A 21,883-nucleotide genomic window follows, 5' to 3' on the forward strand; every position below is an offset into this window, starting at 1 on the left:
ACAGGGGTCGCCATCTGCACGTGAAGAGGCGCGTGCCGGTGCTCCCTCTCGTTCACTTCGCGTCCGGATTGATCGCATAGGTGCCGGTCAACGCGACGCTGGCCAGCACGTGGCCGTCCATCGCCTTGCGCAACTGGTCGAGGCTGAAGCCGGGAGGCAGGCCCAGGCTGGGGACGTCCAGCGCGTGCAGTTCGAAGCGATAGCGATGCACGCGCGCGTCGTTCCAGGGCGGGCAGGGTCCGTCGTAGCCGAGATAGGTGCCGGCCATCTGCGGGTCGGAGGCGAACCAGCCACTGTAGTCGTTCTCGCCCTGGTGGCTGCCGGCCGGACCGGTCGGCGTGCGCTTGCCATGCGGCGTGACGCCGTCGCTGCACGAACCGTGGCCGAGCTCGCCGCATTCGGCGGGAATGTCGGCCATCAGCCAGTGCACGAAGTCGGTGCGCGGCAGGTCGGCGCTGACCGTGCGGCCTTCCTGGTTGACGTCGTCGCCGCGGCTGGGCGCATCGCCGTCGATGCAGGTAAGCACGAACGAGCGTGTGCCCGGCGGCGCATCGCGCCAGGCCAGGTGCGGGTTGCGGTTGTCGGACAGGGCGATCGGGTCGCCCGGCTTGCCGAAGGCGCACCCGGGCGGGATCGGCTGGCCGTCCCGGAAGTCGTCGCTGCGTAGTTGCATGGGTGTTCCTCTTCAGGTTGCGGGAAAGTCGGCTCCCTCTCCCGGAGGGAGCGGAAGGCTTCAACGCCCGTACGTCACGCGATACACCGCGCCGGCCGTGTCATCACTGACCAGCAAGCTGCCGTCGGGCAGGGGCTGCACGTCCACCGGCCGGCCCCAGGCCTGTTCGTCCTGCTCGAAGCCGGTAATGAAAGGCTCGTAGGAAGCCACCTTCTCGCCATCCAGCCGCACGACCATCACGCGGTAGCCGGACTTCTCCGTGCGGTTCCACGAGCCGTGTTCGGCGATGAAGATCGCGCCCCGGTAGCGCGCCGGGAACTGCTCGCCGGTGTAGAACCGCATACCCAGCGAAGCGACGTGGGCACCCAGCTTGAGCACCGGCGGCGCATAGTCCCGGCACCGATGGCCCTTGCCGAACTCCGGGTCGGCGATGTCGCCCTGGTGGCAGTAGGGATAGCCGAAATGCTGGCCGACGCGGTCGAGCCGGTTGAGCTCGTCGCTGGGCACCTCGTCGCCGAGCAGGTCGCGGCCGTTGTCGGTGAACCACAGCTTGCCGGTGGACGGCCGCCAGTCGAAGCCGACCGTGTTGCGGATGCCGTAGGCGACGTCCGTGAGGCCCGTGCCGTCCGGATTCATGCGCGTCAGCTTGGCGTAGTCCTTGTCCTTGTCGCAGAGGTTGCACGGCGCGCCGATCGGCACGTACAGCTTGCCGTCCGGGCCGAAGGCGATGAACTTCCAGCCGTGGTGCGTCTCGGTGGGAAACTTGCCGTAGACCAGTTCGGGCCCGGGCGGGTCGTCCAGGTGATTCTCGATGTCGCGCAACACCAGGATGCGGCTCACCGCCGAAACGTAGAGGTCGCCCTGATGGAACGCCACGCCGACCGGCAGCTGCAGACCGCTGGCGACCACGCGCACCTTTTCCGCGCGGCCATCGTGGTCGGCGTCGGTCAGCGCGTAGACCTTGCCGGCATCCATCGAACCGACGAACACGGTGCCCCTGGCGCCCACCGCCAGTTCGCGCGCCTGCGGAACCTGGTCGGAGTAGACGGCGATGTGGAAACCCACGGGCAGGACCAGCCGGTCGAGCGCGGGAGCCGCCCAGGCGGACGCCGCGGACAGGGCCAGCAACAACACGAACAGCGGACGCATGGCGCTCTCCTTTGCATGCGGAAGGGCCAGCGTAACGCCGGCGCCGTGAAGCGCGAAAGGATGGGACCGCCCGGGAATGGGTGTCCGTCGCGGCCCCTGCTACCGTAACTGCCTCACACGGGGGACACATGAGCGAACTGGACGACCTGGCTACCCTGGTCCGCGCGGCCACGCCGTTGCTGGTGATCGAGACGGTGGACGAGCAACGCGTGATCGAGTGCTTCCGCCATGTCATCGCGCAGTCGTTGCGGCCGCTGTGGCGCTGGACGCTGACCGACGGCCTGGGCCGGCTGGATTTCGTCCAGCCGGCCGGCGGGGACATCGCGCCGGACGCCGGCGCCACGCTGGACGCCATCCGCGCCGCCGACGAGCGCGGCGTCTACCTGCTGTTCGATTTCCACCCGTTCCTGCGCTACGCGATGAGCCTGCGCCAGACGCGCGAGATCGTGCAGCGGCAGAAGAGCGCGGCACACACCCTCGTGCTGGTCGGCGCGAAGATCGAGCTGCCCGACGAACTCGAAGCGCTGGCCACCCGCGTGCCGCTGGCCCTGCCGGACCTGAAGGAACTGGCCGGCATCCTGCGCGGCGAGGCGGCCGCCTGGCAGCGCGAGCAGGGGCGGCGGCTGGAGGTCGACGGCGACGCCGCGCGCACGCTCGTGCGCAACCTGGTCGGTTTGTCGGCGCCGGACGCACGGCGCGTCGTGCGCAAGCTGATCTACAACGACGGCGCGCTCGGTGCGGCCGACCTGCCGGAGCTGATGCGCTCGAAGTTCGACCTGCTCAACCGTTCGGGACTGCTGCATTACGAGTACGCCACCGCGAGCTTCGCCGATGTCGCCGGCGTGGCGCGGCTCAATGCCTGGATCGAGCGCCGGCGCGCGGTGTTCCTGGACCCGCAGCCGGCGCTCGATCCACCCAGGGGCGTGTTGCTGCTGGGCGTACAGGGCTGCGGCAAGAGCCTGGCGGCCAAGGCCACCGCCGGCGGTTTCGGCGTGCCACTGGTGCGGCTTGATTTCGGCACGCTGTACGACAAGTACCAGGGCGAGACCGAGAAGAACCTGCGCGAGGCGCTGGCCAGCGTGGAACTGCTCGCGCCCTGCGTGCTGTGGATCGACGAGATCGAGAAGGGCCTGGCCAGCGGCGGCAGCGAGGACGGCGGCGTGTCACGCCGCGTGCTCGGCTACCTGCTCACCTGGATGGCCGAACGCAAGGCCAAGGTATTCGTGGTCGCCACCGCCAACGCGGTCGACCAGTTGCCCGCCGAACTGTTGCGCAAGGGCCGCTTCGACGAGATCTTCTTCGTCGACCTGCCCTCGCCCGCGGCACGCGCGGCGGTGTTCGGGCTGCACCTGAAGCGGCGCAAACTGGACCCCTCGACCTTCGACCTGCCGGCCCTGGCCGCCGCGAGCGAGGGCTTCTGCGGCGCAGAGATCGAACAGGCCATCGTCAGTGCGCTGTACGACACCGCCGGCAGCGGTACCCCGCCGGACCAGGCGGCACTGTCCCGCTCGCTGGCGCAGACCCGGCCGTTGTCGGTGCTGATGCGCGAGCAGGTGCAGGCCCTGCGCGAATGGGCGCTCGAACGCTGCATTCCGGCCGACTGAATCTCCCGACCCCTGCTCGCCGTTGTCGAGCACTGCCGGCGGACAGCCTCTTCACTGGCGAGAGGGGTTGGGGTTAGGGGTTGCCCGGCCCCGGACGGGTGTTCCCTCCGCAGCGGAGACGGGGGCAAACGCTGCCCGCGCGCATGCAAATGTTGCAGCCGCAGGCAAATCTTGCGGCCTTCCCGCGCGGGCGAACACCCGCAAACCGTGCGGCCAGGCAAGGGCACGGTTCTTGCCGCTTTGCGGGAACCCCGCGGCCGGTGCTTCGCGCCGGCCGCATCCCTTCCGCAGACGACAAAGGATCTTCCCATGTTCGCTCACAACAAACGCCTGCAGTACACGGTGCGGGTTTCCGAGTGCAATCCGGCGCTAGCCAACCTCATGCTCGAGCAGTTCGGCGGCCCGCAGGGCGAGCTTGCCGCGGCGATGCGCTACTTCACCCAGGCGCTGGCCGAGGACGATCCCGGTCGCAAGGACATGCTGCTGGACATCGCCACCGAGGAGCTCAGCCACCTCGAAGTCATCGGCACCATCGTGGGCATGCTCAACAAGGGCGCCAAGGGCAAGCTTGCCGAAGGCGTCGAGGAGCAGGCGCAGATGTTCCGCGAGCTGCAGGGCGCCGGCAACGACTCGCACGTGACCCAGGTGCTGTACGGCGGCGGCCCGGCGCTCACCAACTCCGGCGGCCAGTTGTGGACGGCCGGCTACATCGACTCGATCGGCGAGCCGACCGCCGACCTGCGCTCCAACATCGCCGCCGAGGCACGCGCCAAGATCGTCTACGAGCGCCTGATCAACGTCACCGCCGATGCCGGCGTGCGCGAGGCACTGGGCTTCCTGATGACCCGCGAGATCGCCCACCAGCAATCCTTCGAGAAGGCGCTCTACGCGATCCAGCCGAACTTCCCGCCGGGCAAGCTGCCGGGCAAGCCTGAGTTCGCCGACATGTACGTCAACACCTCGCAGGGCGAGGGCGACATGCGCGGACCGTGGAACAGCGACGACAATTTCCAGTACGTCAGCGACCGCGAGAAGATGCTCGCGATGGACGGCGGCAGTGGCGTGCCGGAAGTGGCGCTGGACGACCGCCAGCGCGAGGTGCTGAAGCAGATGGCCCAGCGCACGCGCTCCAACCCGTCGATCAACCCTGAGACTGGCGCCGATCTTGGCCGCAGTGGCGGCCAGCCGCCAGGCACCCGCCACTAGGCGAACCGGCACGTGAGGAGCCCACTCGTGGGCGATGCTCTTCGTCGCCCGCAGGTGGGCTCCTGCATGCGTTCGGGTCAACCGAAGGCGGTGTCCAGCAGCATCATCAGCACGAAGCCCACCATCAGGCCGCCGGTGGCGAAGTGCTCGTGTCCTTGCCGGTGCGATTCGGGAATGATCTCGTGGCTGACCACGAACAGCATCGCGCCCGCCGCGAAGCCGAGCCCGACCGGCAGCAGCATCGGGTGGTCGATCACCACGCCGGCGCCAACCAGCGCGCCGACCGGTTCGATCAGGCCCGAGCCCATGCCCACCGATACCGCCCAGCGCCGGCCGTAACCGGCAGCCATCAGCGCGATCGCCACCACCAGCCCTTCGGGCAGGTCCTGGATGGCGATACCGGTGGCCAGCGCCACGCCGTGCGCCACGCCCGGCCCGAACCCCACGCCGATCGCCAGCCCCTCGGGCAGGTTGTGCAGGCAGATGGCGAACACGAACAGCCAGGCGCGCTTGAGTCGCAGCGAAGGGTGCCCTTCCGGTCCCTTGATGAAGTGTTCGTGCGGCAGCACGCGTTCGAGCAGCACCAGCGCGGCCGCACCGAGCAGGATCGCCACGCCGACCAGTGCGCCCGCCGCCCACGGCCCCTGCCCCTGCCGCTCCGCCTCGCGGATGCCGGGCAGCGCCAGCGAGAAGGCGCTCGCGGCCAGCATCACCCCGGCACCGAAGCCGAACATGGTGTCCTGCGTGCGCTGGTCGATGTTCTGTGCGAACAGCGCCGGCACCGTGCCCAGCGCGGTCGCGGCGGCACCGGCGACGCCACCCAGGCCAGCGGCGAGGATCGGCGTCATCGCCATGCGAGGGTCCTGTGCGTGGAGGGGTGCATCGCGGGCATGCGGTCACCGGACGAGCGGAGCGTGTCGCCAGCATGGCCCGCATCCGACCGTGGCGGCGTGAACGGCACCGGGGATCACCGACGCGGCAAGGCGCCTCCGCTCAATAGACGCACCTACGGGGAGCGCGGGGTGATGGCGTTGAAGCGCGCGGCGATGTATTCGTCGGTGAAGCTCACCATGTCGGCGCCTTTGATGAAGCCGCAGTGGCCGCCGTGCTCGGCGATGTCCAGCTCGACGTTCGGCGGCAGCTGCAACTGCTCGAACGCGCCCACCGGGATCACCGGATCGTCGCGCGCGGTGAGGATGGTCGCCGGGATGTCCATGCCGGACAGCGCGTCGCGCGCCACCGAATAGCCGTCCAGGTAGGCCTCGAGCGATTCGAAATCGGTGTGCCTGAGCACCAGCGCCTCGGTCAGACCGCGCAGGCTCTGCTTGAGCTCCGCCAGCTCGAAGTACTGGTGCTGCGGAAAGGCCTGCTGCTTGGCCTTCAGCGACTGGCGCCACTTGCGCATGAAATACGCCTGGTAGAACCAGGGCGCGCTCTTCTCCAGCGAGAACAGGCCTTCGCCGGGATCGATGATCGGGCACACCGCCAGCGCGTAATCGAGCCCGATCCCGGCCTTCGGCGCACGCAGCGCCGCGCGCAGCGCGAAGTTGCCGCCCAGCGAGAAGCCGGCCAGCGCAGTGACCGGCCGCGGCCAGCGGCGCACGACGTCGCCCAGCGCATTTACGACCTCGTCGATGCGGCAGGAGTGGAACAGCGCCTCGTTGAGGTGGTGGCTCGCGCCGTGATCGCGGAAGTTGAGTCGGAACACGTCCCAGCCGTCGCGCAGCAGACGGCTTCCGGTCTGCAGCACGTAGGTCGAATCGACGCTGCCTTCCCAGCCGTGGAACAACACGGCCAGGCCGCGCGATGCGTCGCCGGTGCGCTGCGCGGTGAAGGCGCCGGTCAGGCGCACGCCTTCGCCGCCGTCCACCAGCACCGGTTCGGCACCTTCGAGCACTTCGCGCGCGCTCTGCGGCAGCAGCAGCCGGCGCACGCCGCTGGAAGAGAGCATGGTCTGGAGGTGACCGCTGGTCAGCGGCCAGGAGGGACGGAAATCCTTTCCGCTCGGCAGCCCGCTCATGCGTGCGCGTCTTCCAGGGCAACGCCGATGCGTTCGCGCGAAAGCTCGGCCATGCGCCGGCGCGCGTCGGGCATCGCCGGCACCGGCGTGAGGAAATGCACTTCGGCGTCCAGCGGCGCCTCGCCCAGCATGCGCAACAGGTTGCCCATGAAGTGCTCGCCCTCGCGGAAGCCGGCGTCGACCACCCGCTTGCCATCGCGCGCGAAGCGCAGCGCCACCGGCTGGACCGGCACCTGCGCGTCCAGCGCGGCCTGGAAGATGCGCGCGTGGAACACCTTGAGCACGCCGTTGTGGCCGGTGCCGCCTTCGGGGAACACCGCCACCGAACGGCCTTCGCGCAGGCGCTCGACCATCGCCTGCATCACCGCCGCCAGCGAGTGGTTGCTGCCGCGGCGATGGAAGATCGTGCCGCCGTTGGCGGCCAGCCAGCCGACCAGCGGCCAGCCGGCGATCTCCGCCTTGGCCACGAAGCAGGCGGCACGCTGGCTGTGCAGCAGCTCGATGTCGATCCACGAGGTGTGGTTGGCGACGAACAGTACCGGGTCGGGCAGCGGCTTGCCGACGCGCACCGAGCGCAGCCCGAAGATGCGCATCAGCACAGTCGACCACCAGCGGATCATGCGGTGCGCGAACGGCTCGCGGCCGCCGACCATTACCCGGTGGCGGTTCCAGCTCAGGATCAGCGCGCACAGCAGGATGCCCAGCACGATATGCAGCAACAGCAACGGCACCCGCCACAAGTAGCGCAAGGGACGCCAGGGGTCGGGGGCGGAGGTCGGGGCGGTGTCCATGGGCCGGTTAGTTTAGCGTTTCGGGCCTTGCCGGTGCGCGCTCCGGCCTCAGTCTTCCAGCTGCCCCAGCGGCAGCGACGGCGAGCGCTTCACGGTACGCAGCACGAAGCTGGAATTGGCGTCGGCCACGCCCGCATCGTTGAGCAGGCGGTCGAGCAGGAAGCGCGAGAAGTGCGGCAGGTCGGCCACGTAGACGTGCAGCAGGTAGTCCATGTCACCCGTCAGCGCGTGGCAGGCGACGACCTCCTCCCAGCCTTCCACCTTTTCCACGAAGCGCTCGATGGCGCCGGCTTCGTGCCGCGCCAGTTGCACGCGCACGAACGCCTGCAGCCCCAGCCCCACCGCCTGCGGGTCGACCTGCGCCGCATAGCCGGTGATCACGCCATCGGCTTCCAGCCGCTGCAGCCGGCGCAGGCAGGCCGAGGGCGACAGGCTGACCCGCTCGGCCAGGTCGGCGTTGGTGATGCGCCCTTCGCCCTGCAGCACGGCGAGCAGGCGAAGGTCGGTGCGATCGAGCCTGGACATGGCAGTTTGCTTCACGTTCTGCGTTCTTCGCGCAAGGATAATGCGCCATCTCACGCGCGGTTCACAATAATCGCAACCTTCGTGCGGATCGCGCGGCGTATTCTTGGGGAACGCAAGCGCATCGCGCCGAAACAGTTGGAGTCGCCATGGAAACCGCCACGCCCCGCAAAGTCGAACACCAGCAGACCGACCGCGGCTACGTGCCGGTCTACGCCACCGGCGTGGTCGAGCAGCCGTGGTCGAGCTACAGCCGCACCGACCACGAGGTGTGGGACACCCTGTTCGCGCGCCAGTGCGAGATGTTGCCGGGGCGCGCCTGCCAGGAGTTCCTCGATGGCGTGGCCAAGTTCGGCCTGGGCAGCGGCGGCATTCCCAGGTTCGCGGACATCAACAAGGTGCTGGCCAGGGCCACCGGCTGGGAGCTGGTAGCGGTCGAGGGCCTGCTGCCGGACGAGGTGTTCTTCGATCACCTGGCCAACCGCCGCTTCCCGGTGAGCTGGTGGATCCGCAAGCCCGAGCAGCTCGACTACCTGTCCGAGCCGGACCTGTTCCACGACCTGTTCGGCCACGTGCCGCTGCTGCTCAACCCGGTGTTCGCCGACTACATGCAGGCCTACGGCCGCGGCGGCATGAAGGCGCACGCGATCGGCCCCGAGGCGCTGATGAACCTCACCCGCCTGTACTGGTACACGGTGGAGTTCGGCCTGATCGACACGCGCGATGGGCTACGCATCTATGGCGCGGGCATTGTCAGCTCCAAGGGCGAGTCGATCTACAGCCTGGACTCGGACGCGCCGAACCGGATCGGCTTCGACCTGGAGCGCGTGATGAACACGCGCTACCGCATCGACACCTACCAGCAGACCTACTTCGTGATCGACAGCTTCGAGCAGCTGTTCGAGGCGACCACGCCGGACTTCACCCCTATCTACGCGCGCCTGCGCGAGAAGACGCCGCACGCGGCCGCCGACGTGCTGGTGGATACCGACCGCGTGTTCCACTACGGCAGCCACGAAGGCTTCGCCAGCAACGCCGATACCTGAGCGTTGCAGGGCAGGCTTCAGCCGTCTCTGGCGTAGGGCGGTGGGCTGAAGCCCACCCTGTCCTGACCAAGGGGCGCCGCCAGGCCGCGGGTGCCCGGGCGCGCCCGTGCGCGGCCGGGTGCATGGCGGTCGCGCATGGGTGCGCTCCTACAAGAGGCCGCGCCTGGCCAGCCAGTCGCGCACCACTCCGCGCCACAGCGCGTAGCCCTCGGCATTGAGGTGCAGCCCGTCGTCGTCGAACCAGCGGGGATCCGCCTCGCCGTCGGCGCCGAGCATCGGCGCGTGGATGTCCAGATAGTCCACCCCGCGTTCTTCCGCGCAGGCGCGGAGCAGCGCGTTGGCCTGGCGGATCCGCGGCAGCTGCCTGCGCCGCGACAGGTTGGGTTTGATCGACAGGTAGGCGAACGGCACCTGCCCCGCCCAGTGCCGCGCCTGCGCGACGAACGCGCCGAAGGCGTCGCGCACCTGCGCCGGCGACTTGCCGTTGGCCAGGTCGTTGCCGCCGGCGTACATCACGATGGCGCGTGGCCGGTAGGCCCCGATCAGCTGCTCGGCGAAGTACAGGCTGTCGGCGATTTCCGACCCGCCGAAGCCGCGGTTGATCGTGGGCAACTCGGGGAAATCGGCCGCCAGCGTGTGCCACAGGCGGATCGAGGAGCTGCCCACGAACAGCACCGCGTCGGCGGGGGCGGGGGCGAGCTTGTCGATCGCGGCGAACGCCGCGATCTCGCTCTGCCATTCGATGAATTCGGCGGCCTCGCCGCCGCTAGGGGAAGGCCGCTCGAGCATGCCGTCTCCGTCGGACGCTGGTCGCCCGACCTTAGGCGATGGGCGATCAAGGGGGCGTGGTAGCACGGCGCGTGGCGCGCGCCCGGCCGGATGTCAGGAGGTCCCGTCCAGGGTCCTGTGCAGCCAGTCACGCACCAGGCCTGTCCACAGGCGATAGCCCTTGCGGTTCATGTGCAGCCCGTCGGCGCCGAACCACTCCGGTTGCGGCTGGCCGTCCGGGCCGAGCATGGGCGTAAAGACGTCCAGGTAGCTGATGCCCGGCCGAGCGCGCGCGTACTTGCGTACCAGCGCGTTGGCGCGACGGATCTGCGGCAGCAGGCGCTTGCGCGCCATGCTGGGCTTGATCGCGATGAAGGCGATCGGCACGCCCGCATCCAGCGACCGCGCGCGGCGCACGAAGGCGGCAAAGGCATCGCGCACCTGTTCCGGCGTGCAGCCCTCGGCCAGGTCGTTGTCGCCGGCGTAGAGCACGATGGCCCGTGGATGGTAGGGCGCCACCAGGCGATCGGCGTAGTAGGTGGCGTCGGGAATGCGCGATCCGCCGAAGCCGCGGTTGATGACCGCGCGGCCGGGAAAATCGGTCGTCAGCGAGCTCCACAGGCGGATGGATGAACTGCCCACGAACAGCACCGGGTGCGCCGGCGGCGGTTGCGCGCGGTCGGCCGCGGCGAACGCGGCGATCTCCACCTGCCACTGCCCGGGCCGTTCCGCACAGGCCCATGCCAGCGACGGCAGCAACGCGAGCAACAGCCAGGACCAGAAGAATCTCATCGGTCGAACCTACCACCACGGGCGTCAGGCGCGGGTCTGGGCGCGCCACCGGAGGACGCGCCGATCGGCCTGCTACGGCCGCTTGAGCTCGCTCACCTGGAGCACCTGCGCGATGCGCGTGCCGTCCCAGCGGTAGATGAAGTGCTGCGCCTGCACGCAGGGGGCCACCACGTCCGGGAAGAACGCGGCGACGCACTCGCCCCCCGCGTGCCGGGCGCTGTCGTAGACGATGCCGTCGGAACCGGCCGCGCGCAGCGTGCGCGCCATGGCGACGCTGGCGGCGTAGTCGCGCGGGTCATGCGCGGCCGGCCAGCCGCCGCGCAGGTCGTGCAGCTTGCGGTCGATGCTGGTGCTGTAGCAGCGCATCTCGATCTCGCAGGCCGGCTCGGACGTGGCGGCGAGGAAACGTTCGCGGTGGTAGACGGTTTCCTCCACCGCCGTGGCCACGCTGCGCGCCGCGTAGAACACGCCCCAGCTGCCGTCGGAGAAGCGGCTGCCTTCCGGATTGAGGTGGGTGAAGGCGGCCATCACCGGGGTGCTGCCGGGTCCGCTGATGCGCCGGCCCGGCGGCACCATCTTCAGCGCGCCGGCTTCCTCGCGCAGGCGCGGGTTGGTCATCGCCTCGATCGCGAACAGCGCGTCCAGGTCGGCTGGATCGGCAATCCGGTCGAACACGCCCACCGGCGGGAAGCGGCTGGGTACGATGCGGTAGGCATGGCTCCAGCGGATGCGTTTCAGCGGCGGCAGGTCGGCAGGCATGCAGGCTCCGGGTTTTGCGTCCTCCCGCCAACGGCACGGGAGGGGGCCAAGCATGGCAGGGCGAGGTCTCGCCGGGCGCGACCGGAGTCTCGCGCGCCCGCCTCAGCCGCGCTGCGCATCCAGGTACTGGCGCACCACGTAGAGATCGCCCACGTTGCCCGAGAGCATGCGCTCGAGCGCCGAGTGGCCGCCAAACAGCGGCGCCTGGTTGGGCTTGCGCAGCCAGGCATCGGCCTGGGCCGGGTCGGGAAACAGGATCTGCAGCGATTTCCAGATGCCGAGCAGGTAGCTGATCCGCTCGATCACGTCGCGGCCTGGATTGCCGTCCTGGTCGCGCTTCCATTTGAAGAAGGTCGATTCGGCCGGATCGCCGAGCAGGCGGCGCTGTTCGGCGATCCGCAGCTTCCAGTGTTCGGCCAGGCGGAAGAAGGAACGCAGCGCCGGGCCGCCGAGGTCGCCGGCTGGGGCCTGTTCGGGGCGGGGATGGGCCAGCATGCTGGGACTCTCCTTTTGGAGTTCGCGTTCAATTTACTGCAAACGTGCAGTAGTCGCAATGATCGTGCTCCTGTAGGAGCGCACCTGTGCGCGACAGGATGCATGGCGCTCGCGCACAGGTGCGCTCCTGCACAGGGCGCCCGTTCTACTTGCAGCCGCAGCCGTAGTCCGGCGCAGGTCCGCCCTCGGCGATGAAGCGGTCGATGCGCTTCTCCAGCACCGGCAAGGGCACCGAGCCCAGCTGCAGCACGGTGTCGTGGAAGTGGCGCAGATCGAACCCGGCGCCCAGCGCGTGCTCGGCCTTGCCGCGCAATTCGCGGATCTTCAGGTAGCCCAGTTCGTAGGACAGCGCCTGCCCCGGCCAGCTGATGTAGCGGTCCACCTCGTTGGCGATCTCGCGCGCGGAGAGCGCGGTGTTGCCGGTCAGGTAGTCGATCGCCTGCTGGCGCGTCCAGCCCAGGTGGTGGATGCCGGTGTCGACCACCAGCCGGCAGGCGCGCCACATCTGGTAGGTGAGGTAGCCGAAGCGCTGGTAGGGCGTTTGGTAGATGCCCATCTCGTTGCCCAGGTACTCCGAGTACAGGCCCCAGCCCTCGCCAAAGGCGGAGATGTAGCCCTGGCGGCGGAACTCCGGCTGGCCCTTCTGCTCGGCGGCCAGCTCCAGCTGCAGCGCGTGGCCCGGGTAGGACTCGTGCAGGGTCAGCGCCGGCATGTTGAACAGCGGTCGCGAGGGCAGGTCGTAGGTGTTGACCAGGTAGGCGTCGGCGCCGCCGCGGCCGGAGGTGTAGTAAGGCGCGATGTCGGCCGACACCGGCACGATGGCGAAGCGCGCGCGCGGCAGGTGGCCGAAGAAGCGGCCCAGCTGCCCGTCCACTTCCTTGGCCACCCAGGCGGTGCGCCGCAGCAGCTCCTCGGGGCTTCTGGCGTAGAACTGGGGATCGGTGCGCAGGAAGGCGAGAAACGCGGGGAAGTCGCCCTTGAAGCCGCTGTCCTTCATGGTCTGGAGCATCTGCGCGTGGATCTTCGCCACCTGCTCCAGGCCGATCTTGTGGATGGTGTCCGGATCCAGGTCCAGCGTGGTGTACTCGCGGATCTGCTGGCGGTAGAACGCCTTGCCCTGCGGCAGCGCCTCGGCCGCCAGCGTGGTGCGCGCTTGCGGCACGTAGGTCTGGCGGAAGAAGGTCAGCAGCCTGGCGTAGGCCGGGATCACCTCATCGCGGATGCGTCGCAACGCCTCGCCCTGCAGCGCCTGCGCCTGGTCGGTGGGGATCGCCCCGGGCATGTGCTTGAACGGCTTGTAGAAGCTGCTGGCGGTGGGGTCCTTGAGCTCGGCCACCGCGGCGATCGACACGTCACGCCCGTCCAGCACCGCGCGCGGCACCGAGAAGCCGCGCTTCAGGCCCAGCCGCATGTTGGCGATCTGCTGGTCGAAGTAGGCAGGGATCTGCGCCAGGCGATCGAGGTAACGGCGGTAGTCCCCGGCGGTCCGCAGGTGGTCCGCGTCGAGCTCGTAGCCGATGTCGCTCCAGAACGCCGAGTCGCTGTTGAACGGCATCTGCCAGGTCTTGAAGCGCTGGTCGGCCAGGAGGTTGGCGATCTGCGCGCGGTAGATGGCGTAGTTGACCTGGTTGGCGGGCGAGAGCCGGCTTGCGTCGAGCGCATCGAGCCTGGCCAGTACCTGTTGCCACTGCTCCAGGCGCCGTTGCTGGCTGGCCGCGTCGACGTTGTCCAGCCGGCCGTTGTTCGGCTGCGGCTCGCCCGAGGCGCTGATGTCGCCCTGCCCGGTGCGCCAGGCCCATTCGTGGGTGTAGATCGCCTTGAAGCGGTCGTCGGCGTCGTTGGCGTGCACGGCCGGGGCGAGCAGCAGGCCCGCGGCCAGCAGGCCGCCCAGCAGGTGATTCATCGGGAGGCTCCTTGCGAGGGATGCGGTGATCATCGCAAAGATGCGCGAGCCTCGTAGGGGCCCACTTGTGGGCGATGCCCTCGGCACACGCGCGCACGGAGGTCAGCCGGCCGGTAGTCGGGCCGCATGGGGCCGGATCGAAGAGCATCGCCCACGAGTGGGCTCCTACCCAGCCGTGCGTCACACGCCGGCGTAGTAGCCGCGCATGGCATCCAGATAGGCGTCGAGGTTGCGGCCCGCGCCGGTTGCGAAACGCTCGCCGGTTTCATCGAACCGGTCGATGCGGTCCGGGCGGAAATTGCGGAACGCGCCGCGCAGGCGGCACCAGCTGCCCAGCGTCCACTTGCCGCCCCAGAACGCCAGGCACAGCGGCTCGACGTCGCGCGTGCTGGCCTGGCCGGCTTCGTCGCGGTAGACCAGCCGCAGCACCCGTTGCCCCTCGATCGCCGCGTGCAGGCGATCGATACGCGCGGCGAAGGCGGTGCTGTATTCGTCGCGCCACACCGGCGCGTAGATGCGCGTGCGCGCGGCGCGCTCGCGCAGCTCCGGCGACAGGACCGCCTCGATCTTCATCAGCGCGGCCTGCGCACCTTCGGCCAGGCGCTCGCCGGCGAAGGCGCGCACGAAGCGCGTGCCGACCACCAGCGATTCGAGCTCCTCGGCGGTGAACATCAAAGGCGGGATGTCGGCGCCCTTGCGCAGCACGTAGCCCACGCCCGCCTCGCCCTCGATCGGCACGCCCGAGAGCTGCAGGTCGGCGACGTCGCGGTAGACCGTGCGCAGCGACACGCCCAGCGTCTCGGCCAGCGAGCGCGCCTGCAGCGCGGTGCGACGCCCGCGCAGGGCATGGATGATGAGGAACAGGCGATCGGCGCGGCGCATGCACGCATGATCGCCGAGGCGCGGTGCGCGAGCCAGTGCGCCACCGCGCGGTTCCGCTCAGGACTGGCGGGCGAGAAACCCGGCATCCTTGGCCTCGGCCCGCTGCATCGCCGGCCGCGCGCGCACGCGGTCGATGTACGCGCGTATCGGCGGCAGCTCGGGGACCAGCTTGAACATCGTGGTCCAGTGCAGTGCCGTGCCCCACAGCGTGTCGGCAGCGGTGAAGCGCTCGCCGAGCAGCCAGGGCCCGGGCGTGAGCTGGGCGACGATGGCGTCCAGCACCTCCTGCCAGGTGCCGTAGGGCGACATCATGTGCGCCGCCGGTTCACGCTGCAGGGAGCGGTCGAGCAGCGCCGGCTCGAAGCACGACCCGTAGAACACCATCCAGCGCAGGTACGGTCCGCGCAGCGGGTCGCCGATGGCCGGCGCCAGGCCCTTCTGCGGGTAGAGATCGGCCAGATACATCATCACCGCGGGTTGCTCGGTGACCATCGCGCCCTCATGGCGGATCGCCGGCACCTTGCCCAGCGGGTTGAGCGCGAGATAGCCCGGGTCGCGCTGTGTACCGGCCTTCAGGTCGAGCAGGTGCAGGTCGTAGTCGACGCCCAGCTCCTCGAACAGGGCCAGCGTGCCGCGCGAGCGCGACTGTGGCGCGTGGAAGAAAGTGACCTTGGATGAGTTCATTCGCTGAGCGCTCCTCAGAGGTAGCTGGTGTGTGCCGGTGGATGCATCCGGTTGTCGTGGCGGCCATCGAAACAACGCACCGGCGCGTCGGCCAGTTCCTGCGGGCTGGCGTCGTCCAGGCAGGCCAGGTTGGCGCTGACGAAGCCGCCGCCCATTTGCTCCAGGTGCCCGCTGCCGAAGGGCTGGATGCCGCAGTGCCGGCAGAAACGGAAGTTGATGCTGTGGGTGCCGAACCGGTAGTCCGCCAGGGCCGCCTCGCCCTCCAGCAAGCGGAAGGCGTCCGGCCTGACGGTCGCGCCCCAGCGGCGTGTCTTGCCGCACATCGAGCAATTGCAGCGGCCGGTGCCGGCGGCAAGGTCGATGTCGGCGCCGAAGCGCACTGTGCCGCAGTGGCAGCTGCCGTGGTAGGTCCTGGTCATGCGTGCTCCCGGACTGCAGTGGTGGTGGTTCCCCGCAGCAGCGAACGCGGCGTGGGGGCCAGGCGCAAGACCTCGGGCATGGCGTCGAGACGGTGGATTCACGCACCAACGATCGGGTCGAGCGCCGCCGCGGCCTGATGGTGCACCAGCGCCCCGGCGTCGGCGAAGGCCGCGAACCAGACGAACACGCTTTCGCCCTCGCGCACCGGCAGGCGCGCAAAGGTATTGCGCGCCGGCTCGGTGACGAACTGTGCCAGCACCGGCGCGCCGAGCCGCTCCAGCACCGGTCGCACCTGCGCGTCGAAGCTGCGGGCCAGCGCTGCCAGGTCGGCCGGCGGCGCCGGACAGATCGTCGCCGTGAGCAGGCCGGCCGGCGCGCGTTCGCCTGCCGCTGGCCGGGCCATTCCCTCCAGTGCGAAGGCCTGCGCCGGCCGCAGCAGCAGCACGTCGTCCGAATCGAGCATGGTGGCGTTGGCCGCCTCGCGGTGGGCGCGCCAGACCGGGCCCTCATAGAACGCGGCCAGTGATGCGGCGCGCGTGGTCATGTCCTGGAAACTGCGCAGCCAGACGAAGCGGTCCGGGTCGTCGAGGTCGCGGAACTGGCCAGGCAGCCGCATGCCGAGCGCCTCCTGCGATTCGACGAACTCGCGCTCGAACAACCCGACCAGACGTTCGCGCTGGCCCGGGCGCAGCGTGTACTGGCGCAACTCGAGTACGGCGTGTGTGCTCACGGGCGCCGCCCGAGCCACAGGGCGACCAGCGCCAGCAGGCTCATCCGCCGTGGCGCCGGCGCCGGCGCCGGCATCGGGTGCAGTCCCTCGACCAGGCGGTTGCGCGCGGCCAGCGGGCGGTAGGCGTCGGCGAGGCGATGCAGGAGCGGATGCATGGCCGTCCTCCTCACGCCGCCACCGCTTCGCCGACGCACCACGGCGGCAGCTGGGCATGCTTGAACAAGCGGTACCAGTGTTCGCGGTCGCCCGGGCCATAGAGGTCCAGCGCGTGGATCACCTCGCGGGCAAACTCCACGCTGCCCAGGTGGCTGGCGGTGATGATCCCGCCGTCGCTGGCCGCCAGCACGGACGCATCGTAATCCGCACTGCCGGTGTAGCCGGGCACCTGCGCGGCAATGTGGCCGGCCCAGTTGCCGGTGTGGCGGCATTGATCGAGCAGGCCGGCGCGGGCCAGCGCCAGCACACCGCTGTCGATGCCGGCGACCATCGAACCGGCGCGGCGCAGCTCGCGTAGCGCGGCCACCGCCGCGGCGCCCTCGCCCCGCTGCCACAGGTGGCCGCCCGGCACGATGGCCAGCGCCGCGCGGGCGAGCTCGAGCTCGGACACGCTCAGCTCCGGCTGCACCATCAGGCCTCCCATCGAACGCACCGGCGCGCGGGTGAAGCCCACCGTGGCGACCCGCCAGTCGCCCGGGCGACGCACCTCGCACAGCGCCAGCGCCGCCTGCCAATCCGCAAAACCGTCGAACACCAGGAAGTAAACCGTGTCGCGCATCGCACCGCCTCCGTTGCAGGATGGGCAGGATGCGCCCGGGCTGCTGCCAGCGTGATGTCAGCAGAAGGGCAACCTGAGGAATCCGCCCGGCCGGGCGCTGGTCGCGGGCCATGGGGAACGGCGCCCCGACCGGCGCCGCACCACCGTTCACGCGCAGCCCGTAAAATGTCCTTTCCTTCCTGCCACGGACCCGACATGAAGCCTGTCTCGCTGATCCAGTTCCTGATCGAGGAACGCCGCGCCGGCCATATCAACGCCGAACTTTCGCTGTTGATCGAAGTGGTCACGCGCGCCTGCAAGCGGATCGCCGTGGCCACCGGCAAGGGGGCGCTGGGCGGCGTGCTGGGCAACGCCGGCAGCGACAACGTGCAGGGCGAGGCACAGAAGAAGCTGGACGTGATCTCCAACGAGATCCTGCTCGAAGCCAACGCCTGGGGCGGCCACCTGGCCGCCTGCGCGTCGGAGGAGATGGAGGATCCGCAGCCGATCCCCGACATGTATCCGAAGGGCAACCACCTGCTGCTGTTCGATCCGCTGGACGGCTCGTCCAACATCGACGTGAACGTCTCGGTGGGCACCATCTTCTCGGTGCTGCGCTGCCCGGACGGTGTCACCGAGCCCAGGGTCGAGGATTTCCTGCAGCCGGGCACGCAGCAGCTGGCCGCCGGCTACGTGGTGTACGGCCCGGCCACGCTGCTGGTGCTGACCTTCGGCCACGGCACGCACGAGTTCACCCTGGACCGCGAGGTCGGCAGCTTCGTGCTGAGCCGCCGCGACATCCGCATTCCGGAGCAGACCGCCGAGTTCGCCATCAACATGTCCAACCAGCGCCACTGGGAGGCGCCGATGCAGCGCTACGTCGGCGAGCTGCTGGCCGGCAAGGAAGGCCCGCGCGGCAAGGACTTCAACATGCGCTGGGTCGCCTCGATGGTGGCCGACGTGCATCGCATCGTGACCCGCGGCGGGGTGTTCTTCTATCCGCTGGACGCCAAGATCAAGGCCAAGGGCGGCAAGCTGCGGCTGATGTACGAGGCCAACCCGATGGCCTTCATCGTCGAGCAGGCCGGCGGGGCGGCGACGACGGGCCGGGAGCGCATCCTCGGGCTCCAGCCGACCGGGCTGCACCAGCGCGTGCCGGTGTTCCTCGGTTCGAAGGGCGAGGTCGAGGTTGCCACCCGCTACCACCGCGAGGCCGACGTCGCCTACGCCTGAGGGACGGGCGGGTTCCCAGCACCCGCCCGGTCCTGCCCCGGTTTCGCCATCGTCCTGCCGCAAGCTTCCCGCTCGATCTCCTGAAGTGCCGACGATGGCCCGATACCTGCGCCTCCTGCTGCTCTCCTTCACCCTGGCCGGTTGCGCGTCCGTGCGCCAGCCGCCGCCGGTCGCCCCGCACCCGCCGCGCAAGCTGGTGGTCGGCCTGGCGCTGGGCGGCGGCGCGGCCAAGGGTTTCGCGCACATCGGCGTGATCAAGATGCTGGAGGCCAGCGGCCTCAAGGTGGACGTCGTCGCCGGCACCAGCGCCGGCAGCGTGGTCGGCGCGCTGTATGCCAGCGGCATGGATGCCTTCGCCATGCAGCAGGCGGCCATCTCGCTGGACGAGGCGTCGATCCGCGACGTGCGGCTGTTCGGCGGCGGCCTGGTGCAGGGGAAGAAGCTGCAGGACTACGTCGACGGCCTGGTGCGCCAGCGACCGCTCGAGCGCCTGAAGCTGCCCTTCGCGGCGGTCGCCACCGAACTCGAAACGGGCCAGCGCACGGTGTTCCGCCACGGCGACACCGGCCAGGCCGTGCGCGCCTCGTGCAGCGTCCCGGGCGTGTTCGAACCGGTGGCGATCGGCGACAGGCATTACGTCGACGGCGGCGTGGTCAGCCCGGTGCCGGTCGACGCCGCGCGCGAACTCGGCGCCGATTTCGTGATCGCGGTGGATATCTCCGCGCGCAGCGACGGCACCCTTCCCGAGGACATGTTCGGCATCCTCGGTCGCTCCGTGGTGATCATGGGCCAGCACCTGGGCGCCCAGGAGCTGGCGCGCGCCGACGTGGTGATCCGACCGCAGGTGAACGGCATCGGCGCCGCCGACTTCGCGCAAAAGGAACGCGCGATCATGGAGGGCGAGAGGGCGGCGCTGGCGGCGATCCCGCTGATCCGCGCGCGGCTGGCCGCGGCGCGGCAGGCTCCGGCCATCGCCGCGCCCTGACCGCAGATTCCCCGCACGCGCACGCGTGACCTGCCGCACTGGAGTGCCTGCCGGCGCACTGCTAGCGTGGAGCCCTTTCCCCTCGCGAGAGCGGCCCATGCTCCCTTCCCTGCGCTTCCTGCCCCTGCTGATCCTGTTCCTTGCTCCGCTGGCGTCCGCCGCGCCAGGCAAGGTCGACCCGCGCATCGACCAGCTGCTCGACCAGCTCGGCAAGGTGCGTGCGATCCAGGCCGTGCAGCTTTCGCCCGATGGCCAGCGGCTGGCGTGGGTGGTCAGCACCCAGGGCAAGCCGGTGATCCGGCTCGCCCGCGCCGATGGCAGCGACGCGCACCCGCTGGCGATGGGCGATACGCCCTGCCGGCAGGGGGAAATCGCCTGGGCGCCCGACTCGCGCCATCTCGCCTTCCTGTCGGACTGCGGCGGCAAGGCCGGCGACATGGATGTCTATATGGCCGACGTCACCCGCCACGACGCGCCGCGCCGGCTGGCCGACCTCGACGGCTACGCGCATGACCTGGCCTGGTCCGCCGACGGGCGCACGCTGGGCTTCCTCTACGTCCAGGGTGCCACCCGCCGCGCCAGCGCGGTGGCGGCGGCCAAGCCCCAGGTGGGCGAGATCGGCGTCGAGGGGCTCGAGATCCAGCGCGTCGCCACCCTGCCCGCCAGCGGCGGCGCGCCGGTGCCGGTAACCCCGGCGGACAAGTACGTCTACGAGTTCAGCTGGTCGCCCGACGCCAGGCAACTGGCCTACGTTGCCGCGCCCGCGCCGGGCGACAACAACTGGTGGATCGCGCGACTGTACGCCCAGGACGCGCGCGCCGGGGCCACCCCACGCGTGCTGGTCGACCCGAAGACGGACACCGGTTCGCTCCACGGCCTGCAGCTGGCGCTCCCGCGCTGGTCGCCGGACGGCAGGCGGCTGGTCTTCGTCGGCGGCCTGATGAGCGACCAGGGCGCGACCGGTGGCGACCTTTATGCCGTGCCCACCGCAGGCGGCGCCGCCGTGAATCTCACCCCGGGCATCCACGTCACGCCTTCGTGGTTCGCCTGGACCTCGCCGCGCACGCTGCTGGTCAGCCAGGTAAGCAACGGCCAGAGCCAGCTGGCCGACTATGCGATCGACGCGCGCCACGCCACCCAGCAGCGCGTGCACTTGACCCTGCCGGCCAGCATTGGCGACGGCAGCGCCTCGATGGGCATGTCGCTGTCGGCCGACCACCAGCGCGTCGCCTTCGTGCAGAGCTCCTACACGGCGGCTCCGGAAGTGCATGCCGGCGTCCTCGGCGGGGCCGCACCACCCGCGGTCAGCACGATCAACGCCGCCCTCGCGCCGAGCTGGGGCAAGGCCGAGTCGGTCGAGTGGGAGCATGACGGCCGCCACGTGCAGGGCTGGCTGCTGTACCCGGCGCACTACGATCCGGCGAAGAGCTATCCGATGATCGTCAGCGTGCACGGCGGCCCGGCCAGTGCCGTGATCCCGCGCTGGCCGGGGGTGGGCTACGGCAGCGTGCCGTTCTCCAACCTCGGCTACTTCGTGTTCATGCCCAACCCGCGCGGCAGCTTCGGCCAGGGGGAGGCCTATGTGCAGGCCAACCGCAAGGACTTCGGCTACGGCGACCTCTCCGACATCCTGGCCGGCATCGACGCGATCGAGCAGAAGCTGCCGGTGGACGACCGGCGCCTGGGCCTGACCGGCTGGAGCTACGGCGGCTTCATGAGCATGTTCGTGCCGACGCAGACCCAGCGCTTCCATGCGGTGGTGGCCGGCGCGGGCATCTCGAACTGGCAGAGCTATTACGGGCAGAACCTGATCGACCAGTGGATGATCCCGTTCTTCGGCGCGTCCGTGTATGACGACCCGGCGGTATACGCCAAGAGCTCGGCGATCAACTTCATCAAGCAGGTGAAGACACCGACGCTGGTGGTGGTCGGCGATCGCGATGCCGAATGCCCGGCGCCGCAATCGTTCGAGTACTGGCACGCCCTGCGCGCGCAGGGCGTGCCGACCTCGCTGGTGGTGTATCCGGACGAGGGCCACCACTTCGTCGACCCGGCGCACCAGCGCGACGTGCTGCAGCGCGCCCTGGAATGGTTCGCGAAGTACCTGCCGGCAAGCTGAGCCGGCGCCCGCGGGCCGGGGACATCCGGCCCGCCTACTTCCGGGGATCGCGCCGGTGCGTATGTTTGACGGCGCCGAGGATGCCCAGCCCGAACACCACGATCACGCCCGCGCCGATCCATTGCGGCGGCACATGCATCAGCCAGGCGACACAGGCCAGGCCGGCGATCAGCACCAGGATCCCGAGCAGGTAGAGCGAGAACGAGGACATCGGGTCGCCTCCGTGGCGTTGGCTTGCGCAGCAAGCAGAGCGGCTGGGCGATCACCGGCGCGTGAAGTCCGTGGCCGACTGCGTTTTCCGCGGTGGTAGCGCAAGGGAGTCAAAGCTGCCGCTGTGCTCCGCGCCGG

General features: G+C 69.9%; 24 protein-coding genes. 6 read left to right on the top strand and 18 right to left on the bottom strand.

Annotated elements, in window-relative coordinates:
• Nucleotides 1–52: 52 nt before the first annotated feature.
• Together LQ771_RS14800 and LQ771_RS14805 are read right to left on the bottom strand one after the other, a co-directional pair.
• The gene (locus LQ771_RS14800; protein WP_231350141.1) at nt 53–673 is read right to left on the bottom strand and encodes a YbhB/YbcL family Raf kinase inhibitor-like protein; all 621 of its coding nucleotides are present in this window, start codon (nt 671–673) and stop codon (nt 53–55) included.
• Between the two features lie 60 nt (nt 674–733).
• Nucleotides 734–1,822, bottom strand: a complete 1,089-nt coding sequence (locus LQ771_RS14805; RefSeq protein WP_231350142.1) for a PQQ-dependent sugar dehydrogenase — start codon at nt 1,820–1,822, stop codon at nt 734–736.
• Between the two features lie 128 nt (nt 1,823–1,950).
• Here LQ771_RS14805 and LQ771_RS14810 point away from each other — a divergent pair, with 128 nt between their 5' ends.
• Together LQ771_RS14810 and LQ771_RS14815 are read left to right on the top strand one after the other, a co-directional pair.
• Nucleotides 1,951–3,426, top strand: coding sequence for an AAA family ATPase (locus tag LQ771_RS14810; RefSeq protein WP_231350143.1), 1,476 nt, complete (start codon nt 1,951–1,953; stop codon nt 3,424–3,426).
• A 309-nt stretch (nt 3,427–3,735) separates the two neighbouring features.
• The gene (locus LQ771_RS14815) at nt 3,736–4,632 is read left to right on the top strand and encodes a manganese catalase family protein (RefSeq protein ID WP_231350144.1); all 897 of its coding nucleotides are present in this window, start codon (nt 3,736–3,738) and stop codon (nt 4,630–4,632) included.
• Nucleotides 4,633–4,709: 77 nt separating this feature from the next.
• Here the strand turns inward: LQ771_RS14815 and LQ771_RS14820 are convergent, their stop codons facing one another.
• The 4 genes from LQ771_RS14820 to LQ771_RS14835 all read right to left on the bottom strand — a co-directional run bounded on the left by LQ771_RS14820 (nt 4,710) and on the right by LQ771_RS14835 (nt 7,968).
• The gene (locus LQ771_RS14820) at nt 4,710–5,486 is read right to left on the bottom strand and encodes a ZIP family metal transporter (RefSeq protein WP_231350145.1); all 777 of its coding nucleotides are present in this window, start codon (nt 5,484–5,486) and stop codon (nt 4,710–4,712) included.
• A gap of 152 nt (nt 5,487–5,638) precedes the next feature.
• Entirely contained in the window at nt 5,639–6,652 is a 1,014-nt protein-coding gene (locus LQ771_RS14825) for a YheT family hydrolase (RefSeq protein WP_231350146.1), read from the bottom strand.
• Complete coding sequence (locus LQ771_RS14830) at nt 6,649–7,443, bottom strand: lysophospholipid acyltransferase family protein (protein ID WP_231350147.1); 795 nt, start codon at nt 7,441–7,443, stop codon at nt 6,649–6,651. Before LQ771_RS14830 ends, LQ771_RS14825 begins: the two co-directional genes overlap by 4 nt.
• A 48-nt stretch (nt 7,444–7,491) precedes the next feature.
• Complete coding sequence (locus LQ771_RS14835) at nt 7,492–7,968, bottom strand: Lrp/AsnC family transcriptional regulator (protein ID WP_231350148.1); 477 nt, start codon at nt 7,966–7,968, stop codon at nt 7,492–7,494.
• A 146-nt stretch (nt 7,969–8,114) separates the two neighbouring features.
• Between LQ771_RS14835 and phhA the strand changes: the two genes are divergently transcribed.
• On the top strand, nt 8,115–9,011 hold the full coding sequence (phhA, locus tag LQ771_RS14840; RefSeq protein ID WP_231350149.1) for a phenylalanine 4-monooxygenase: 897 nt from the start codon (nt 8,115–8,117) through the stop codon (nt 9,009–9,011).
• A 147-nt stretch (nt 9,012–9,158) separates the two neighbouring features.
• Here the strand turns inward: phhA and LQ771_RS14845 are convergent, their stop codons facing one another.
• The 11 genes from LQ771_RS14845 to LQ771_RS14895 form a co-directional block, all read right to left on the bottom strand.
• Nucleotides 9,159–9,800, bottom strand: coding sequence for a GDSL-type esterase/lipase family protein (locus LQ771_RS14845; RefSeq protein ID WP_231350150.1), 642 nt, complete (start codon nt 9,798–9,800; stop codon nt 9,159–9,161).
• Between the two features lie 93 nt (nt 9,801–9,893).
• The gene (locus LQ771_RS14850; protein WP_231350151.1) at nt 9,894–10,571 is read right to left on the bottom strand and encodes an SGNH/GDSL hydrolase family protein; all 678 of its coding nucleotides are present in this window, start codon (nt 10,569–10,571) and stop codon (nt 9,894–9,896) included.
• Between the two features lie 72 nt (nt 10,572–10,643).
• The gene (locus LQ771_RS14855) at nt 10,644–11,330 is read right to left on the bottom strand and encodes an RES family NAD+ phosphorylase (protein ID WP_231350152.1); all 687 of its coding nucleotides are present in this window, start codon (nt 11,328–11,330) and stop codon (nt 10,644–10,646) included.
• A 102-nt stretch (nt 11,331–11,432) separates the two neighbouring features.
• On the bottom strand, nt 11,433–11,825 hold the full coding sequence (locus LQ771_RS14860) for an MbcA/ParS/Xre antitoxin family protein (RefSeq protein WP_231322544.1): 393 nt from the start codon (nt 11,823–11,825) through the stop codon (nt 11,433–11,435).
• A 145-nt stretch (nt 11,826–11,970) separates the two neighbouring features.
• Nucleotides 11,971–13,761 (bottom strand): DUF885 domain-containing protein, encoded by a 1,791-nt coding sequence (locus LQ771_RS14865; protein WP_231350153.1) that lies wholly within the window; start codon nt 13,759–13,761, stop codon nt 11,971–11,973.
• Nucleotides 13,762–13,908: 147 nt separating this feature from the next.
• Nucleotides 13,909–14,610 carry a helix-turn-helix transcriptional regulator gene (locus LQ771_RS14870; protein WP_231350154.1) on the bottom strand — a complete coding sequence of 234 codons (702 nt, stop codon included), beginning with the start codon at nt 14,608–14,610 and terminating at the stop codon, nt 13,909–13,911.
• Nucleotides 14,611–14,667: 57 nt separating this feature from the next.
• Nucleotides 14,668–15,294: a glutathione S-transferase family protein gene (locus LQ771_RS14875; RefSeq protein ID WP_231350155.1), complete on the bottom strand. Its 627-nt coding sequence runs from the start codon at nt 15,292–15,294 to the stop codon at nt 14,668–14,670.
• Nucleotides 15,295–15,308: 14 nt separating this feature from the next.
• Nucleotides 15,309–15,713: a GFA family protein gene (locus LQ771_RS14880; RefSeq protein WP_231350156.1), complete on the bottom strand. Its 405-nt coding sequence runs from the start codon at nt 15,711–15,713 to the stop codon at nt 15,309–15,311.
• 98 nt (nt 15,714–15,811) lie between these two features.
• Nucleotides 15,812–16,444, bottom strand: coding sequence for an NIPSNAP family protein (locus tag LQ771_RS14885; RefSeq protein WP_231350157.1), 633 nt, complete (start codon nt 16,442–16,444; stop codon nt 15,812–15,814).
• Nucleotides 16,441–16,599, bottom strand: coding sequence for a hypothetical protein (locus tag LQ771_RS14890; protein ID WP_231350158.1), 159 nt, complete (start codon nt 16,597–16,599; stop codon nt 16,441–16,443). The genes LQ771_RS14885 and LQ771_RS14890 overlap by 4 nt, the downstream gene beginning before the upstream one ends.
• 11 nt (nt 16,600–16,610) lie before the next feature.
• Entirely contained in the window at nt 16,611–17,219 is a 609-nt protein-coding gene (locus LQ771_RS14895; RefSeq protein WP_231350159.1) for a DJ-1/PfpI family protein, read from the bottom strand.
• Between the two features lie 195 nt (nt 17,220–17,414).
• On the opposite strand from LQ771_RS14895, the gene LQ771_RS14900 reads away from it, so the two are divergent.
• From LQ771_RS14900 to LQ771_RS14910, 3 genes are all read left to right on the top strand, one after another.
• On the top strand, nt 17,415–18,431 hold the full coding sequence (locus LQ771_RS14900) for a class 1 fructose-bisphosphatase (RefSeq protein ID WP_231350160.1): 1,017 nt from the start codon (nt 17,415–17,417) through the stop codon (nt 18,429–18,431).
• Between the two features lie 94 nt (nt 18,432–18,525).
• Nucleotides 18,526–19,416: a patatin-like phospholipase family protein gene (locus tag LQ771_RS14905; RefSeq protein ID WP_231350161.1), complete on the top strand. Its 891-nt coding sequence runs from the start codon at nt 18,526–18,528 to the stop codon at nt 19,414–19,416.
• 97 nt (nt 19,417–19,513) lie between these two features.
• On the top strand, nt 19,514–21,535 hold the full coding sequence (locus LQ771_RS14910; protein ID WP_231350162.1) for a S9 family peptidase: 2,022 nt from the start codon (nt 19,514–19,516) through the stop codon (nt 21,533–21,535).
• A 34-nt stretch (nt 21,536–21,569) separates the two neighbouring features.
• Here LQ771_RS14910 and LQ771_RS14915 read toward each other — a convergent pair whose 3' ends face one another.
• On the bottom strand, nt 21,570–21,746 hold the full coding sequence (locus tag LQ771_RS14915; RefSeq protein WP_231350163.1) for a hypothetical protein: 177 nt from the start codon (nt 21,744–21,746) through the stop codon (nt 21,570–21,572).
• Nucleotides 21,747–21,883 lie beyond the last annotated feature (137 nt).

It is taken from the genome of Frateuria soli, assembly GCF_021117385.1.
In the GTDB taxonomy this organism is placed as follows: Bacteria; Pseudomonadota; Gammaproteobacteria; order Xanthomonadales; family Rhodanobacteraceae; genus Frateuria_A; species Frateuria_A soli.

Excerpts from the sequence above, each read along its gene's own strand:
- LQ771_RS14800 (WP_231350141.1), bottom strand. The coding sequence starts at position 673 with ATGCAACTACGCAGCGACGACTTCCGGGACGGCCAGCCGATCCCGCCC.
- LQ771_RS14805 (WP_231350142.1), bottom strand. The coding sequence starts at position 1,822 with ATGCGTCCGCTGTTCGTGTTGTTGCTGGCCCTGTCCGCGGCGTCCGCC.
- LQ771_RS14810 (WP_231350143.1), top strand. The coding sequence starts at position 1,951 with ATGAGCGAACTGGACGACCTGGCTACCCTGGTCCGCGCGGCCACGCCG.
- LQ771_RS14815 (WP_231350144.1), top strand. The coding sequence starts at position 3,736 with ATGTTCGCTCACAACAAACGCCTGCAGTACACGGTGCGGGTTTCCGAG.
- LQ771_RS14820 (WP_231350145.1), bottom strand. The coding sequence starts at position 5,486 with ATGGCGATGACGCCGATCCTCGCCGCTGGCCTGGGTGGCGTCGCCGGT.
- LQ771_RS14825 (WP_231350146.1), bottom strand. The coding sequence starts at position 6,652 with ATGAGCGGGCTGCCGAGCGGAAAGGATTTCCGTCCCTCCTGGCCGCTG.
- LQ771_RS14830 (WP_231350147.1), bottom strand. The coding sequence starts at position 7,443 with ATGGACACCGCCCCGACCTCCGCCCCCGACCCCTGGCGTCCCTTGCGC.
- LQ771_RS14835 (WP_231350148.1), bottom strand. The coding sequence starts at position 7,968 with ATGTCCAGGCTCGATCGCACCGACCTTCGCCTGCTCGCCGTGCTGCAG.
- phhA (WP_231350149.1), top strand. The coding sequence starts at position 8,115 with ATGGAAACCGCCACGCCCCGCAAAGTCGAACACCAGCAGACCGACCGC.
- LQ771_RS14845 (WP_231350150.1), bottom strand. The coding sequence starts at position 9,800 with ATGCTCGAGCGGCCTTCCCCTAGCGGCGGCGAGGCCGCCGAATTCATC.
- LQ771_RS14850 (WP_231350151.1), bottom strand. The coding sequence starts at position 10,571 with ATGAGATTCTTCTGGTCCTGGCTGTTGCTCGCGTTGCTGCCGTCGCTG.
- LQ771_RS14855 (WP_231350152.1), bottom strand. The coding sequence starts at position 11,330 with ATGCCTGCCGACCTGCCGCCGCTGAAACGCATCCGCTGGAGCCATGCC.
- LQ771_RS14860 (WP_231322544.1), bottom strand. The coding sequence starts at position 11,825 with ATGCTGGCCCATCCCCGCCCCGAACAGGCCCCAGCCGGCGACCTCGGC.
- LQ771_RS14865 (WP_231350153.1), bottom strand. The coding sequence starts at position 13,761 with ATGATCACCGCATCCCTCGCAAGGAGCCTCCCGATGAATCACCTGCTG.
- LQ771_RS14870 (WP_231350154.1), bottom strand. The coding sequence starts at position 14,610 with ATGCGCCGCGCCGATCGCCTGTTCCTCATCATCCATGCCCTGCGCGGG.
- LQ771_RS14875 (WP_231350155.1), bottom strand. The coding sequence starts at position 15,294 with ATGAACTCATCCAAGGTCACTTTCTTCCACGCGCCACAGTCGCGCTCG.
- LQ771_RS14880 (WP_231350156.1), bottom strand. The coding sequence starts at position 15,713 with ATGACCAGGACCTACCACGGCAGCTGCCACTGCGGCACAGTGCGCTTC.
- LQ771_RS14890 (WP_231350158.1), bottom strand. The coding sequence starts at position 16,599 with ATGCATCCGCTCCTGCATCGCCTCGCCGACGCCTACCGCCCGCTGGCC.
- LQ771_RS14895 (WP_231350159.1), bottom strand. The coding sequence starts at position 17,219 with ATGCGCGACACGGTTTACTTCCTGGTGTTCGACGGTTTTGCGGATTGG.
- LQ771_RS14900 (WP_231350160.1), top strand. The coding sequence starts at position 17,415 with ATGAAGCCTGTCTCGCTGATCCAGTTCCTGATCGAGGAACGCCGCGCC.
- LQ771_RS14905 (WP_231350161.1), top strand. The coding sequence starts at position 18,526 with ATGGCCCGATACCTGCGCCTCCTGCTGCTCTCCTTCACCCTGGCCGGT.
- LQ771_RS14910 (WP_231350162.1), top strand. The coding sequence starts at position 19,514 with ATGCTCCCTTCCCTGCGCTTCCTGCCCCTGCTGATCCTGTTCCTTGCT.
- LQ771_RS14915 (WP_231350163.1), bottom strand. The coding sequence starts at position 21,746 with ATGTCCTCGTTCTCGCTCTACCTGCTCGGGATCCTGGTGCTGATCGCC.